The sequence below is a fragment of the Burkholderia oklahomensis C6786 genome (assembly GCF_000959365.1).
Taxonomy (GTDB): domain Bacteria; phylum Pseudomonadota; class Gammaproteobacteria; order Burkholderiales; family Burkholderiaceae; genus Burkholderia; species Burkholderia oklahomensis.
In genome coordinates this window covers 734,774-749,804 of the sequence record NZ_CP009556.1, presented here as the reverse complement: position 1 = coordinate 749,804, position 15,031 = coordinate 734,774, and the positions used below count along the sequence as shown (strand labels likewise).

At 64.8% G+C, this 15,031-nt stretch carries 14 protein-coding genes; 2 read left to right on the top strand and 12 right to left on the bottom strand.

All coding sequences use genetic code 11. The annotated features are described in order from the left end of the window. Window positions 1-387: 387 nt before the first annotated feature. The 6 genes from hutG to BG90_RS35480 all read right to left on the bottom strand — a co-directional run bounded on the left by hutG (window position 388) and on the right by BG90_RS35480 (window position 4,714). Entirely contained in the window at window positions 388-1,326 is a 939-nt protein-coding gene (hutG, locus tag BG90_RS21315) for a formimidoylglutamase (RefSeq protein WP_010117734.1), read from the bottom strand. Next, window positions 1,323-2,090, bottom strand: a complete 768-nt coding sequence (locus BG90_RS21310; RefSeq protein ID WP_010117733.1) for an amino acid ABC transporter ATP-binding protein — start codon at window positions 2,088-2,090, stop codon at window positions 1,323-1,325. Before BG90_RS21310 ends, hutG begins: the two co-directional genes overlap by 4 nt. After that, window positions 2,087-2,755, bottom strand: coding sequence for an amino acid ABC transporter permease (locus BG90_RS21305; protein WP_010107438.1), 669 nt, complete (start codon window positions 2,753-2,755; stop codon window positions 2,087-2,089). The genes BG90_RS21310 and BG90_RS21305 overlap by 4 nt, the downstream gene beginning before the upstream one ends. 17 nt (window positions 2,756-2,772) lie before the next feature. Further along, window positions 2,773-3,528 (bottom strand): transporter substrate-binding domain-containing protein, encoded by a 756-nt coding sequence (locus BG90_RS21300; protein ID WP_010107437.1) that lies wholly within the window; start codon window positions 3,526-3,528, stop codon window positions 2,773-2,775. Window positions 3,529-3,562: 34 nt separating this feature from the next. Continuing rightward, window positions 3,563-4,312 carry an IclR family transcriptional regulator gene (locus BG90_RS21295; RefSeq protein ID WP_025990102.1) on the bottom strand — a complete coding sequence of 250 codons (750 nt, stop codon included), beginning with the start codon at window positions 4,310-4,312 and terminating at the stop codon, window positions 3,563-3,565. A gap of 162 nt (window positions 4,313-4,474) precedes the next feature. Beyond that, the gene (locus BG90_RS35480; RefSeq protein ID WP_124072363.1) at window positions 4,475-4,714 is read right to left on the bottom strand and encodes a hypothetical protein; all 240 of its coding nucleotides are present in this window, start codon (window positions 4,712-4,714) and stop codon (window positions 4,475-4,477) included. A gap of 833 nt (window positions 4,715-5,547) precedes the next feature. Here BG90_RS35480 and BG90_RS36220 point away from each other — a divergent pair. After that, window positions 5,548-5,982, top strand: coding sequence for a hypothetical protein (locus tag BG90_RS36220; RefSeq protein ID WP_158335908.1), 435 nt, complete (start codon window positions 5,548-5,550; stop codon window positions 5,980-5,982). Next, window positions 5,979-6,941, top strand: a complete 963-nt coding sequence (locus BG90_RS21290; protein WP_063837212.1) for a LysR family transcriptional regulator — start codon at window positions 5,979-5,981, stop codon at window positions 6,939-6,941. Before BG90_RS36220 ends, BG90_RS21290 begins: the two co-directional genes overlap by 4 nt. Before the next feature lie 269 nt (window positions 6,942-7,210). On the opposite strand, the gene BG90_RS21285 is transcribed toward BG90_RS21290, so the two are convergent. From BG90_RS21285 to BG90_RS21260, 6 genes are read right to left on the bottom strand one after another with little or no spacing between them, the layout of a single operon-like run. After that, on the bottom strand, window positions 7,211-8,128 hold the full coding sequence (locus tag BG90_RS21285; RefSeq protein ID WP_010107433.1) for a DODA-type extradiol aromatic ring-opening family dioxygenase: 918 nt from the start codon (window positions 8,126-8,128) through the stop codon (window positions 7,211-7,213). Window positions 8,129-8,173: 45 nt separating this feature from the next. After that, on the bottom strand, window positions 8,174-9,145 hold the full coding sequence (locus tag BG90_RS21280) for a quinone oxidoreductase family protein (RefSeq protein WP_025990101.1): 972 nt from the start codon (window positions 9,143-9,145) through the stop codon (window positions 8,174-8,176). Window positions 9,146-9,173: 28 nt separating this feature from the next. Further along, window positions 9,174-11,042 carry an asparagine synthase (glutamine-hydrolyzing) gene (gene asnB / locus BG90_RS21275; RefSeq protein WP_010117728.1) on the bottom strand — a complete coding sequence of 623 codons (1,869 nt, stop codon included), beginning with the start codon at window positions 11,040-11,042 and terminating at the stop codon, window positions 9,174-9,176. Window positions 11,043-11,086: 44 nt separating this feature from the next. Next, the gene (locus BG90_RS21270) at window positions 11,087-12,571 is read right to left on the bottom strand and encodes a 4-hydroxyphenylacetate 3-hydroxylase family protein (RefSeq protein ID WP_010117727.1); all 1,485 of its coding nucleotides are present in this window, start codon (window positions 12,569-12,571) and stop codon (window positions 11,087-11,089) included. 25 nt (window positions 12,572-12,596) lie between these two features. Further along, window positions 12,597-13,508: a TauD/TfdA dioxygenase family protein gene (locus tag BG90_RS21265; RefSeq protein ID WP_010117726.1), complete on the bottom strand. Its 912-nt coding sequence runs from the start codon at window positions 13,506-13,508 to the stop codon at window positions 12,597-12,599. Beyond that, window positions 13,505-14,563 carry an L-tyrosine/L-tryptophan isonitrile synthase family protein gene (locus BG90_RS21260; protein WP_010117725.1) on the bottom strand — a complete coding sequence of 353 codons (1,059 nt, stop codon included), beginning with the start codon at window positions 14,561-14,563 and terminating at the stop codon, window positions 13,505-13,507. Before BG90_RS21260 ends, BG90_RS21265 begins: the two co-directional genes overlap by 4 nt. Window positions 14,564-15,031 lie beyond the last annotated feature (468 nt).

Here is a 15,031-nt window from a genome sequence, read left to right as displayed (position 1 = left end):
AGAAAAGATGACCCGCCGCCCGACAGGACACAACACGCAAGACGCAAGACGCAAGACGGCGGGTCGATCAACAACACAACATGGGCCGATTGCTACTGATTGGAGTACTGATTTGAGATCGGAAAGGCCAGACGTCGGACAGCCTTCCCGACGTAAAAGTTAGACGATTACTCGCAAAACGTCTGTCAATTTTGGTCAGATCGTCCCGGCCGGCTTACTGGAAACCCGCCGCGTTTCGCTGTTCGTCAGCGGATTCGACATGCTTGCTCGCGAAAGACGGCGGTTTGCCGCCCGTCCCGATGCGCGGCTTGAGATGTGTGCGGCTCGATCTGTGCGCGGCTTGATACGTGTGCGGCTCGATGCGCGGCTCGATCGCCCGCCCTCGCCTCACAGCAGCCGATACGCGAGCCGCGCGGCCGCACGCGCCGTCCGCCGGTCCTGATCGAGGGCCGGATTGTATTCGGCGATGTCCACCGCCAGCAGCTTGCCCGACGCCCGGATGCGCCGCACCATCGCTTCGACCACGGACAGCGGCACGCCCAGGGATGCCGGCGCGGACACGCCCGGCGCCGTGGCGGCAGGCAGCACGTCGAGGTCGATCGACAGGTACAGCGCGTCGGCTGCGTCGAGCAGCCGATCCAGCCGATCGAGCAGACCGGGAAGATGGTGCTCCTGCATCTGCGTATCGGCGACGTACCGCACGCCGAGCTGCCGCGCGCGCTCGAACAGCGCGGCGGTATTGGCCAGATCGCTGATGCCGAGGCAGACATAATCGAAAGCGAGCCCGCGAGCAGCGCAATCACAGGCGATCTGATCGAACGGCGTGCCCGAATTTGCAGGACGCGCCTGCCGCAGATCGAAATGCGCATCGAAATTCACGATCGTCAGACGGCGTGCGCCGCCGTCGTCGAGCCACGCGCGCAAGCCGCCATACGTGCCCCACGCGACCTCGTGGCCGCCGCCGAGCACGAGCGGCCGTCCGCCGCAAGCGAGCGTCTCGCGCACCACCTGCGCGAGCTCGGCCTGCGCGCCTTCCAGATCGCCGTCGTCGCAGACCACGTCGCCGGCATCGCGCAACGTCACATCCGGCTTGGCCGGCAGGCTCGCCAGCACGCGACGCAATTCCCCGGGGCCGTGCGCGGCGCCGACGCGCCCCTTGTTCCGCCGCACGCCTTCATCCGAGCCGAAGCCGACGATCACCGCCGCATCGCCCGCCAGCGCCGCGCCGGTAAAGCGCTCGACCTGATCGAACACGCGCCGGGTGTCGCCTGGCTCCGCGTCGTCGGAACGGCCGCGCCAGACCCCGTTATCGAACGGCGCCTTCATGCACGCGACAACACGGCTTGCAGGAAAGCGCGCGTGCGCGGCTGCGATGGCGCGGAGAAGATTTCCGAAGGCGGTCCGGCCTCGACGATCGCACCGCCGTCCATCACCACCACCACATCCGCGACTTCCTTCGCAAACCCCATTTCATGCGTGACGACCACCATCGTCATCCCTTCGCTCGCGAGCAGCTTCATCACTTGCAGGACTTCGCCGACGAGCTCCGGATCGAGCGCCGAAGTCGGTTCGTCGAACAGCATGACGCGCGGCTGCATCGCCAGCGCCCGGGCGATCGCGACGCGCTGCTTCTGGCCGCCCGACAGGCTCGCCGGCATCACGTGCGCCTTGTGCGCAAGGCCCACTTTCTCCAGCAGCGCCAACGCGCTCGCTTCCGCATCGGCCTTGCTCGCGCCGCGCAGCATGCGCGGGCCCACGGTGATGTTGTGCAGGACGGACAGATGCGGAAACAGATTGAACGACTGGAACACCATGCCGACTTCGGTGCGCAGCGCATTCAGCGAGCGTTCGCCGAGCATCGCGCCGCGATCGACGAGACGATGGCCGCAGATGTCGATGGTGCCGCCTTCCGGTTGCTCGAGGCCGTTGCAGCACCGCAAGAAGGTGCTCTTGCCCGAGCCGCTCGGCCCGATGACGACCACCACCTGTTGCGGCTCGATGTCGAAGTCGATGCCGTTCAGCACGACGTGCGAACCGAACGACTTGGTCAGGCCACGGATCCGGACGATGGGTTCGGACGCCTTGTTCATTGCACCATTCCTCCTGCGCGCAGGCGCCGCTCGACGCGATGCAGCGCGTAATTGGTCGCCTGGGTCAGCACGAGATAGACCAGCGCGATGGCCAGATACACTTCGAGCGACCGGTACGACACGCTGATGATCTTCTGTCCCTCATGCATCAGATCGTTGATCGTCAGCAGCGACACGAGCGCCGAATTCTTGATGAGCGCGATGAACTCGTTGCCGAGCGGCGGAATCATGCGAACGACGGCCTGCGGCAGGATGATCGCGCGCATCGCCTGCCCCGACGACATGCCGATCGAGCGGGCCGCCTCCATCTGGCCGCGATCGACCGACTGGATCGCGCCGCGCACGATCTCCGAGACATAGGCGGCCGAATAGAACCCCAGCCCCAGCATCCCGCACACGAACGCGGGCAGCAGAATGTTGAACTGGGGCAGGCCGAAGAACAGCAGAAACAGCTGCACGAGCAGCGGCGTGCCGCGAAAGAACGTCAGGTAGGCGGTGCAGAAGCCGTAGACGAACCGCCGCTGCGGCGCGAGCCGGCCGATGCCGATCAGCAGCCCGAGCACGCAGCTGAGCGCGAGCGCGGCCGCGGTCACTTCCACCGTGACCAGCGCGCCATGCGCAATATCCGTCCAGCCGGCGATCACCGGCGAGAAATCGAGTTCCATGGGCGTGACTCGGCCGGTTATTGCGCGCCGGCGCCGAACCACTTGCGCACGATCGCCGCATACGTGCCGTCGGCCTTGATTTTCGCCAATGCGGCGTCGAGCGCGGCCTTCAATTGCGGCTCGTCCTTGCGCACGGCGATGCCGTACTGCTCGGTCGTCAACGGCTTGTCGAGCACGCGGAAGCCGCCGCGCGTGCGGACCAGCTGATAGGCGGCCGGCTTGCCGGTGACGGCGGCATCGGCGCGGCCGATGCCGACGAGGTCGAACATTTCCTGATTCTTTTCCACTTCGACGCGCGTGATCTGCGGAAAGTTGTCGCGCAGGAAGTTCACCGACTTGGTGCCCACCTGCACCGACACCTTCTTGCCGTTCAGATCGGCCACCGTCTTGATTGGAGAATCGCGCTTCACCAGCGCGACGAGACCGCCCGCGTAGTACGGGCCGGCGAAATCGACAACCTTCGCGCGCTCGTCGGTGATGTATATCGCCGAGATCGCCGCGTCGAAACGATGCGCGATCAGGCCGGGAATCAGCCCCTTGAAGTCGATGTCCGTCCACTGCACGCTCTTGCCCATCGCTTTGGCGAGCGCATTCATCATGTCGATGTCGAAGCCGGTGCGCACGCCGTTTTCGGTGTACTCCATCGGCGCGAACGTGGCGTCGGTCGCCACGCGCAACACGTCAGGGGTTTGCGCCGCGGCGCTGCCGCAAAAGCCGGCGAAGGTGGTCGCCAGCGCGAAGCAGGCAAGGGACAGCAGACGTTGCAATTTCATGGCGAAACTCCTTTGAGACTCGGTGTGAGACGGATCATTCGGCTTGCAGATGCAGGGAAATCGCGCGAGCGGTTCGCAGCGTCCCGTCGATGAACTGGCTTTCGCGACCGATCGCGCGCGTCGAAGGCGCCATCAGCGTGATCGACGCGGAGCTGCTCACGCCGCGCCACGTGCGATGGAAAATCGGTGCGCTGACGCCCCAGACGCCGGGGTCGACCTCGCTGTCGCTCACCGCGTAGCCCTGCGCGCGAATCCGCTCCAGTTCGGCTTCGATGGCCGCGCGCCCGGCGCGGTCGCCGGCGAATACCGAGTCCAGCACTTCGTTGCGCGCGTTCTCCGCCATGAAGGCCAGCAGCGATTTCGCCGACGCGCCCGCCTTGAGCGGCACCGCGCGGCCCTTTTCGAACGAGCAGCGCAGCGACTGCTCGCTGTCGACCCTGTCGAGGCACATCGCCTGATTCTTCACCGCGACGACGAGCCCGACGCTCTCCTTCGACGCCCGCGCGAGCTGCTGCATCTCCATGCGGCTCGCTTCGACAAGCATCGAGTTGACGTCGAAGCCGAGCGCAAGCTGAAGACTGATCGGACCGGGCGCATAGTGCCCCGTGTGCTCGGCGACGAAGCCCCAGCGCTTGAGCAACGCGATCTGGCGATACAGCGTGCTTTGCGCGAGCCCCGTGACGCCTTGCAGATCCTTCACCGACATGGCCTTGCCATGGCTCGCAAGCGCGGCCAGCACGAGCAGCACGCGCTCCGATCCGGTGACTGTGGTTCCTGAATTCACGACGAAAACGACGCAGGTGACGATGAAGTCAGAATGCCAGACCACTCTCAGAAATTAAAACCGAATTTCCCATGAAACGGGAATGCGATGGAGGGGTTTTCCCTCGCATGAAGCGAGATCGCGTTCCGTGCGCCGGAACGCGAAGCGGTGCGCGCCGACGGCTCATGCGCGGCGGCCCACGACGATGTGCAATGCCGGATTGATGTGAAGAAACGCAGCGAAGTCGGCGCGGCGAGAGCCCGTCGATCGGCCGGAATCGCATCCGCCGGATCGGCAGCGGCCAATACCGCCGCGCATCGTGAAGTGTCCGACATTGCGGACCGACGGCGAGAAGCGTCCCGCCCACTTTGATGCGAATGTCGATGCACTGAGCCGATGGATGCCGAACGCATCGAGGGTCACGATATCCGCCGCGTCTCATGGGATGAATCTCGCGCGCCCGAGCGCTTTCAATCGATATCTTCTGGCGTTCTTCCTGTCCGCCTAGCGACGGACGTCGCGACGGATGCGCACGCCGCATCCGCTTCAATCGGCCACGCCCGGTCGCTCATCGTGCTCGTCAAATGGCGGACTACATTGCGACATCGTCGATGCGCGTTTCAAGAGAGCGCCAAATGAGTTTCTCATTCAAGTTATTAGTAACCCAAAAGTAACCGCCCCCAATAACGGATCGATGCAATCAGTAACCCGAAGGTAACTTAATTCTAAAAAAATACTGATCACGCACTCCCGCCAAAACCAAAAAATTTCACATTTATCCGAATATGAGAAATTCGCTGCTTCCGACCGAAATCATGCGGTTCTCATCCGGATTCACGCTCTCACGCCCCAGGCCGTAGCGGTATCCCGCGTCCGCACGCGATTGCGCGCGATCGCGCCGCAGATATCGCGCTGCCTCTGCCGCACCGCCGCACCGCCGCTCCGGATCGAGCTTCCGGGCTCCCGGCTCTTGGGCTCAGGACTGACTCGTCGCCCATCCTTAATAAGTTCCTCCCGCGACATCGCGCGCCATTCACGCAAGCATCCAAAGCGATCGAATCAGGCGGAAACGATGAATCGGCACAGCTCCGGCCGCCTCGTCACTTTTCGTGAGCTATCGACGCGGCCTCTTCGAGACAGTCGTCTCAGATAAAATTATTTACCATTCTTTTATTAAGATCTTAAGTCAGCTATGGAATACTGGCGGCGATGGTTGTAAAGCGTATGCGAGGAAGCATGGATTCCGCGGGACTTGATTGCTGCTGCATCGCATTGCCTTGCCGATGAACCGATTGCCGCAAGTAAAAAACAAGGGCTGCGATGAATTCTGGCTCGCTTGGATCCTCTTTCGTGGTTCGAGCATGCAAAGGAGGACGCATTTGACGGTCGTAGCCCATCGCCGTCGCGGCGACGCCGATCGCCCGATTCGCGCCGCGCCGCCGATTGCGGCGCGCACGTCGACAGCCTCGATCCGCGACGGGCGAATCGCGCGCGGTCGTGCGCATCCCATTGCCTGCCCGACGCCGCGCCTCCCCCGATACTCCCCGACGACACATGCCGCATGCGGCGGAACAGCCATCGTCCAGATCAAGCACCGGGTTCATGCCGCCGCATTGCGATGCAATGCCGTTGCGACATCGGCGCTCCGTCCGCAGCAGGACGAGCGCGCCGCCCGGTATTTCGAAACATGACCGTTCTTGAGGTGGGAAATATGTCCGAGGTGGGGATAAGAAATTTGAATCACCTGCGCGTTTTTATGGCGATTGTCGAGAAGGGTAGTTTCACTGCGGCGGCAGAATGTCTGTGCATGTCGAAATCGCTGGTCAGTGAATACCTGAGCCGCCTCGAAGCGGAGATCGACACCCAGCTCGTGATGAGAAGCACCCGCAGGATTGCGCCGACCGACGCCGGCAACAAGCTGTACTCGGCGTCCCAGGCGTTCGTCAGCGGCCTGTATGACGTGATCGGCAGCATCCGGTGCCTGCGCCATGAATCGACCGGCCTGCTGCGCGTCGCGGCGCCCAGCGGTTTCTCCACCGCGCATCTGAGTTCGATCGCGGCCACGTTCATTCATCAGCACCCGCAGATCGAGCTCGAAATCGTCTGCAACGACGAGGAAATCGATCTGGTCGGCGAGCGCATCGATCTCGCGTTCGAGACAGGCTGGCCGAAGAAGAAAGGCTTCCGGATGAAGATGCTCGGTGCATTCGACCAGGTGCTCGTCGCATCGCCCGAGTATTCGCGCAAGCACGCGGTGCCAAGGCATCCTGACGATCTGCCCAGCTCGCATTGGATCGGGCACGGCGGGCTCGCGAACCTCAGCTATTCGGTGTTCGGCAACGACGGACGCTCGGTCCGTATCCAGACGAACGGCCGCCTCAAGGTGAAGAGCGTGCTGCTCGCGCATCAGATGGTGCTCGCGGACGCGGGCGTCAGCGCATTTCCCGACTATCTGGTCGCCGAGGACTTGCGGGAGGGACGCCTGCACCGGCTGCTGCCGATGTGGACGATGCCGAAAGGCGGCATCTACGCGTGTCGCACGTCTTCGCGGCATGCGTCGGTTCGCGAGCGTCTGTTCCTCGCCGCGGTGCAGGCGTATCTGGCCGGTCTGTCGGGCGAGCAGATGCGCGCGGGCGCGGTTCCGACTTAGCGGAGAACACGCTCCGTCGCTTCAAGCGGAACGGCGCTCGCTTCGATGCTCGCTCGCATGCGTCGGAGCGAGCATCGGAGCAGCGCGCCGCGCTCCGGCGCCATGCGGGGCGACGACAGGCCCGAACCGGCCGTCGCCCGCCCGGATATCAGGCATCGGGCTCGATCTATCGGCCGCGATCGTATCGAAAGCCTGCGGCATCGTGTCCGTTGCTCACGCACGCAGCGATCTCCATGCGATCGGGAACCATGGCGCGCGCGTCGTCCCGATCACGCGCCTGCCGCGTTCCTTGGGCGCTGCGGCACGGCCGCTCGCGTCCATCCGCCATCGGCCGGACTGAACCACAGATGAACGTGACCGGTGCCGATCCCGTTCTCGTACTCGCTGAAGAGACGCCCGCGCGCCGCACACGCGTGCGCGCCGATCGCGCCCGCCATCATCAGATAGTGGCCGAAATTCGCCTCCGGTTGAAAACGCAGAAACGCCGGCATTGCTTCGATCACCCGATCGTGCCGCCCTTCTTCGAGCCATGCGATCCGCCGTTCGTCCGCCGCGCGCGCGGCCGGCGTCACGATGTTCGACGCGGCGCCCGCCATCCGGTTGCGCAGCTCGGCGAGCGGCCAGAACACGTGCGACAGTCCGCCCGACGCGATCAACAGCACGTCGCGGTCGAGCCGCTCGACCGCCTCCGCGACGATCTCGCCCATCCGCAGATAATCGTCGGTGGTCGCGGTCTGGCACACGGAAACGGAAATCCAGCGCTTGCCGGGCCGGCCGAGATAGGTCCACGGATTGAGCGTCGCGTAGTGGATCGGCAGGCACGGATCGTCGACCGCGGCGATCCAGGACGCGCGCCGCGGCGCCCGTTCGGCGATCGCGTGCGCGAGCTCGGGATCGCCAGCGAGATCGTACGGCAACTGCCGTATCGCGTTCGGCATCTCGTCCGACGTGAAGCGGCCCTCGCGCCGCGCGTGCGCGGTGACGACCGCCTCGGTCGTGGTCCGCCAATGGCTGTCGAAAACGAGCACCGTGTCGTAATCGTCGGCGTCGAACACTTCGTGCCGAAGCCGCATCAGGCCGGTCGCGAGCGTGAAGTCGCGGCCGCCGTTTTCATGAAGCCGCGTCGCCTCCGACATCATCACGACGGGCGCATGCGAAATCAAGCCTGCGCCGATGATCTTTCCCATAGATAGGCATCCTGTTCAATGAGTGAGCGAGCGGGCGCGACGGCGTCACGGCACGAGCAGCAGCTTGCCGGTGGTCCGGCGCGCCGCGAGATCGGCATGCGCCCGCCGCGCGTCGGCGAGCGGATAGCTGCCGCCGATCCTGATCTCGAGCGAGCCGTCCGCGATACCGTCGAACACTTCGCCCGCGCGCCACAGAAATTCGTCGACGGTCGCGCGGAAATGTTCGAGATACGGACGCGTCAACGTAAGCGAGCCGCCCCACAAGAGCCGCATCACGTCGACGGGCGGCACCGGGCCGCTCGCACCGCCGAAAATCACCAGCGTGCCGCGGGTCCTGAGGCTCGCGAGGCTCGCGTCGAACGTCGCGGCGCCGATGCCGTCGTACACCGCGTGCACGCCCTTGCCGCCCGTCAACCGGCGCACCTCGGCGGCGAGATCGTCGACCGCGTGGTGCAGGATCACGTCGTCCGCGCCGTTGCCGCGCGCAAGCGCCGCCTTCTGTTCGGTCGACACGGTGCCGATCACCTGCACGCCGCGCTGCTTCAGCCACTGCGTCAGCAACAGCCCGACGCCGCCCGCCGCCGCATGAACGAGCACGGTGTCGCCTTCGCGGGCCTTGTACGAATCGTTGACGAGATAGTGCGCGGTCATCCCCTGGACGAGTGCGGCGGCGGCCGTCTGCAGATCGATTGCGTCCGGCACGACGATCGCCTTGTCCTCCGGCACGATCACGTGTGTCGCGTAGCTGCCCATCACGGTCGTCCAAGCGACGCGATCGCCCGGCTTGAAACGCATGACGTTCGGGCCGACCGCGAGCACGCGCCCCGCGCCCTCTTCGCCGGGCGTGCCGGGAAGCGGCATCGGATAACGGCCTTCGCGGCGGTACAGATCGATGAAGTTCACGCCAGCCGCGGCGAGCTCGACGAGCAGCTCGCCTTCGCCGGGCTCGCGCGGGGTGCGCGTCACGTAATTGAGGACGTCCGGGCCGCCCGTCTCGCGGATCTCGATTGCTTGCATCAGTTCGCTCCAAGTGTTCGTCAAAGGATCAACCCGCCGGGACGCCGTCGAGTTCGACTCGATAGAGGTCGAGCCAGTTGTTGAGCCGGCTGCTCGACTCCAGCAGGATTCGTTCGAATTCCGAAAGGCTGCCGGCCGCGGTCTTCGCGGTCAGGTTGCGCAGCGCGTTGCCGTCGATGAACGGCTTCAGCGGCGCGCGACCGCCGTCGATCGCCTGATTGAGGCGCTCGATGAGACCGCGGTCGTAGCCCGGCGCCTGAATCGACGGATACGCCGCCTTCTTGCGGTTCAGCACCGAATCCGGCAGCAGGTCGGCCGCCGCCGCGCGCAGCAGCGCCTTCTCCTGGCCGCTGAACGTCTTCATCGCCCACGGGATGTTGAACACGTATTCGACGAGCCGGTGGTCGCAGAACGGCACGCGCCCTTCGAGGCCGCTCGCCATGCCCATCCGGTCCTTCTTGTCGAGCAGCACCGGCAGCCAGCGCGTCAGCGTCAGATAGTGCAGTTCGCGCGTGCGGCGGTCCTCCGCGTTTTCGCCGTCGAGGCGCGGCACTTCCGCGAGCGCCGCGCGATAGAGATCCGCTTCGTACTCGCCGAGCTTCAGCTCGTCGATGAACCATCGATGGAACAGCGCGCGCGGATTGAGGCCGCGATGCGCACCGAGCTTGAGCCATGGGAACGTCTGCGCGCGACGCGCAATCGGATCGGAGAACCACAGGTAGCCGCCGAAGATTTCGTCGGCCGCTTCGCCCGACAGCGCGACCGTCGCGTGCTTGCGAACCTCGGCAAAGAGGCGATACAGCGATACGTCGAGATCGGCGAAGTTGAACGGCAGATCCCACGCGCGCAGCACCGTTTCGCGCACCTGAGGATCGAGCAGCCCGGCCTGGTTCAGCTCGATCGTGTGGTGGTCGCTGCCGATGTGCCGCGCGACTTCGAGCGCATACGGCGCGTCGGCCGTCGGGCGGATCGGGTCGGCCTGGAAATTCCGCGTATGACCGGTGAAGTCGACGCAGAACGTCGACAGCGCGCCGCCGCCGTTCGCGCGCCGCCGCTTCTGCGCGATCGCGGCGACGGTGCTCGAATCGACGCCGCCCGACAGCAGCGCGCACAGCGGCACGTCGGAGATCATCTGGCGCGACACGATGTCGTCGAGCAGCGAGCGGATCGTCGCGATCGTCGTCGGCAGGTCGTCGGTATGCGGACGCGCTTCGAGCGCCCAGTAGCGCTCTTCGACGATCCGGCCGCGCCGCACACGCAACAGATGGCCGGGCTTCAGTTCGCGCATCCCGGAGAACGGCACCTGTCCCGGCGTGCGCAGGAACAGCAGCGCGTCGCACAGTCCTTCCGACGACGTGCGCGCACGCACGTCCGGATGCGCGAGGATCGCCTTCGGCTCGGAGCCGAAGATCACGCCGTCCGCCGTCGGGTAATAGAACAGCGGCTTCACGCCGAGCCGGTCGCGAACGAGCAGCAGCTCGTCGCGCGCGGTGTCCCAGATCGCGATCGAGTACATCCCGTTGAGACGATCGACGAACGCCGCGCCCCATTCGAGATACGCGCGCAGCACGACCTCGGTGTCGCAATGCGTGTCGAACCGATGGCCGAGCGCGGTCAGCTCGGCCCGCAGTTCGCGGAAGTTGTACGTTTCGCCCGCGTATGAAATCGCCGCACGCGGCAGATCGCGCGGGCCGCGCTCCGGCGTGAGCATCGGCTGCGCGCCGCGCTCGAGATCGATGATCGACAGGCGCCGGTGCCCCAGCGCCACATGCGTGTCGAGCCACACGCCGCGCGCGTCCGGGCCGCGGCGCGCGAGCGTATCGGTCATCTTGTCGACGATCCGCGCCTCGTTGCGCAGATCGCGGGCGAAGTCGACCCATCCAGTGATGCCGCACATAGCTGCTCCTTTGAGTTGAAACGATTGGGATCGGGCGGCGCGATTCAGCCGTGCAGCCACGGACCTCGCGACCAGCCCGACGCGTCGTAGTCGTCCATGCAGCGCTGCGCGAACGCTTCGCAATCGGCGAGCTGGCCGAACCGGGTCGCCCACGTCAGCGAGTCGAGACGGATCTGATCGAAGTTGCCCGAATAATGCGTTTCGTAGACCGAATGACGCGAGCCGAACTCGCTGCCCGTCGCGTCCCAGATCAACTTGAAGAGCTTGATCCGCTGCTCCGGTTCGAGCGCCGCGCCGCGGTAGTACGCGTCGATCAGCCCCTTCACCCGCGGATCGAGCAGGTCGGCCGCGCCGGACACGGTGACGAGCGGCGAGCCGCCGAGCGCGGTCTCCATCAGCTCGCGGACCCGCTTCCAGATCTGCGGCACCTGAATTCGCAGCGCCGACGCATATTCGAGCTTCGGCACGACGACGCCGGCTTGCGTGCGCACGGGGTCGCGCGCCATCGCGGACGTGATCGCCTTCAGCAGATGCCACAGAGAAATCAGCTCGCCGAGCGCCGCCTGAATCCCGCGGAACTGCTGCGTGCCGTTCGCCTGCGTGCCGAGCGACAGCAGGCCGATCATCAGTTCGAGCTTCACCGCGAACCGGATGCCGGATTGGAAGTTGTAGAGATTCGCGAAACCCGACGCCGCGTAAAAGCCGGTCGCGCGCTTCACGTCGCGATGGACGAGCACGTCTTCCCACGGAATCAGCGCGCGATCGAAGATCAGCACGCTGTCGTTCTCGTCGAAACGGCTCGACAGCGGCGCGTCGAACGGGCTCGTCGCGGCGGCTTCGTACGACGGCCGGCACATCAGGCTCAGGCCCGGGTTGTCCATCCGCGCGAAGAACACGACGGCGAAGTCGTCGGCCTTGCCGGGCTCGAGCAGCGCCGACGCGACGGGTGCGACGAACGTCGCATTGGTCAGCGCGCCCGCGGTCGCGAGCATCTTCACGCCGCTCACGACGATGCCGCGATCGGTCTCGTCGACGACGTGCACGAACACGTCGCGCATGTCGTGGATCGCCTTGCTGCGATCGAGCGGCGGATTGATGATCGCGTGGTTCAGATACAGCCCGTTGCCGGCGAAGCGCTTGTACCAGTCGACTGCGTTCTGACGAAAGTCGCCGTAGTAGTCGGCGCCCGCCTCGAGCCCCGACATGAACGCCGCCTTGTAATCAGGCGTGCGGCCCATGAAGCCGTAGGTCATCTTCGACCACAGCTCGATCGCGTCCTGCGCCGACAGCAGATCGTCGGTCGAATGGCTCGGCTTGAAGAAGCGATGCGTGACCTGCCCGTGCCGATCGGGCGCGGTCAGCCGCTCGCGATGCTCGCCGTGCAACGCGTCGTACAGCGAAGCAATGCTGCGGGCCGCGTTGCGGAACGCGCGGTGCGACGTTACATCGGCGATCCGTTCGCCGCCGAGATACACGTTGCGCCCGTCGCGCAGGCTGTCGAGATAGTCGTTTCCGGTCATCAACGTCATGGTCGTCTCTCCGTCGACGAAGTCGTCAGGCTGCTGCATGGCCGGCCGCGGCCGCGTCGTGCGGCTCTTTCGACAGATGCGGATTGCGCAGCGGCGGCTCGCCGTGAATATGAACGCGGCGCAGATGGCGGCCGGTCCGGCTCGTGAAGCGCTCGCGCCCGTGCAACAGCGTGAAGTTGTCGGTGAGCGCGACGTCGCCCGTCTGCCAGCGATGCGCGTAATGCGCGCGCGGGTCGTAGAGCGCGTGCTTCAGGCTGCCGAGCAGCGCTTCTTTCTCGTCGTCGGCGATGCCGCCGAATGCGTAGCTCGACGGATTGATGAACGTGCTGTCGTTCGCGATCGGCGGCTCGCAGAAGCGCAGGATCGGAAATTCGCGGCGCGGATGCTTCTCGATGATCGGCGCTTCGACCGTGTTGCTATAGAGCTCGACCGTGCGCTGATAGCGTCCGTGCGCGCGGCGCCACAGCGCGCGCGTCTGCGGCGTCGCGATGCGCAGCGCCTCCGTCGTGCTCGAGAACGTCGTGCGCCCGCCGTCCGCTTCGCCGATCGCCTGCACGCACTGGAACACCTGGAATTCCGGCACGGTGTCCAGATACATGCCGTCCCAATGCAGCGGCACGTAACTGCTCGCGAACACATGATCGGCGGGATTCGCCTGCTCGATCAGCTCGAGCACCGCGCCGAACGGCCACATCATGATTTCGCCGAACGTCGCGCAATAGCGGGTCATGCTCTGCGCGTCGACGAAGCTGTCGAAGCCGCGCAACACCACGAGCTGCTGGCTGCGCACCAGCGCACGCAGCCACTCGACCGACAGCTCGCCGACATGAACATGCGCGCGGCGCGGCTTCACCAGCACGCCGAACGAGCACGGCTCGCCGGCATCGCCGACCAGCGGCTCGAGCGACACCGAGCGCTGCAGGAACAAATCGCTCATACGGCCTCCGAAGGAATCAGGGTGTTGCCGGCGTCGGCCGAAGCGCGTTCGTCGCCGACGATGGAAAGCGGAAGGAGATCGTCGCCGCCGATTTGCGACCGCTCGATTTCGTAGTGGCTCGGCCGCCCGTCGCGCATCACGATGCGGCCGCCCAGCAACTCGACGTCGCGGCGCTTCATCAGCACGAACTGATCGCCGAGATCGACCGCGACGCCGTGCCACGGCGTCAGCCAGTTGTCGCGCGTCGGCATCATGTGGACGCCGATCTTCAGGCTCGCCGCCGGCTGCGGGTGGATCGACAGGCGAATCGCATCGGGAAACTGCGTGGCGAGAAGCGCGCCCCATGCCCAGCTGCGCTGAATCACGCCGAGCGCGCGCGTCTTCGAATCCTTCTGCAGCGCTGCCTTCGAGCCGCGATAGTCGGGCGTGAAGCCGTCTTCGAACATGAAGCGGGTGATCGCGCGATACAGCAGCGTGCCCTCCTCCTCGCCCGTCAGCTTTCGCTTGATCGCGTCGATCGGATCGGCGAATTCGTCGACGAGCAGCCGCCGCATTTCATCGAAGCTCGACGTCCGGTTCGCGAACGCTTCGAAGTTCTCGAGGTTGTACGTCGACAGATGGTCCGCACGCAGATCCGCGATGATCCGCCGCAGCGTGCCCTGATATGCGGTGATGTCGCGATCGTCGACGCGGATCAGATCGCCGAATACCCGGCCGTCCGAGCAAATGGTCAGCTTCGCGCCGGGCGCATGGAAGCTCCGAATCCGCTCGCACAGGTCGTTCAGGAACGACAGCGAGAGCTTCTCGGCCATGTCCGGAAAGCGCCCCAATACCTTGTTCGGATTCGGCGATTTGGACGGGAACGCCGGCAGGATGAATTCGACCGGCCGCGCCGTATCGACGAACGCGCGGATTCTGGGAAGCTGAACGGCGTGGATCTGTTCGATCTCGTGACGGATGTCCGAATCCGTCGTGTATTCCGGATACCGACGATGAATCTTGAGAATTTCGCCCAGGATCGCCAGGGAAATCTCGTTGTTTCGGTCGCATTTCATGAATTTCGACCTCGCTGATCAAATAGGTTAATGGCGAGGGAAATTCTATTTTTCGTTTAAAACTTGATAAATACGGATTAATCGAAATGACTGTTCGGAGAATTTGCTTACACGAGAAGAAGAAATGCGGCCGAGCCTCGTTTGAACGGATCGATGGCGCGGTGCGGGCTTATCGGGTGATGAGCGGGTGGAATACGGCATGTGCCCTGGGCACTAGCAAAGTGACGGGCAAAATCAGAAACGGGAATTTGAGCGATTGCGTGCGTTTTCTGTTATTAACGAAAATCAGCCCAATCAGATATTGGAGAATGGCGTCAAACGACGAATTCAAACGCATGGCACGCGAACGAAAATCGGCCGTACGGGGCCGAAATCGACCAATAGATCGTCGACGCAACTGCGCGGAAAAAACGGAAATAGAGCGATCACGGCGACAGTCGCGACCGCCTCACGCCAGGCGCGGAGAGT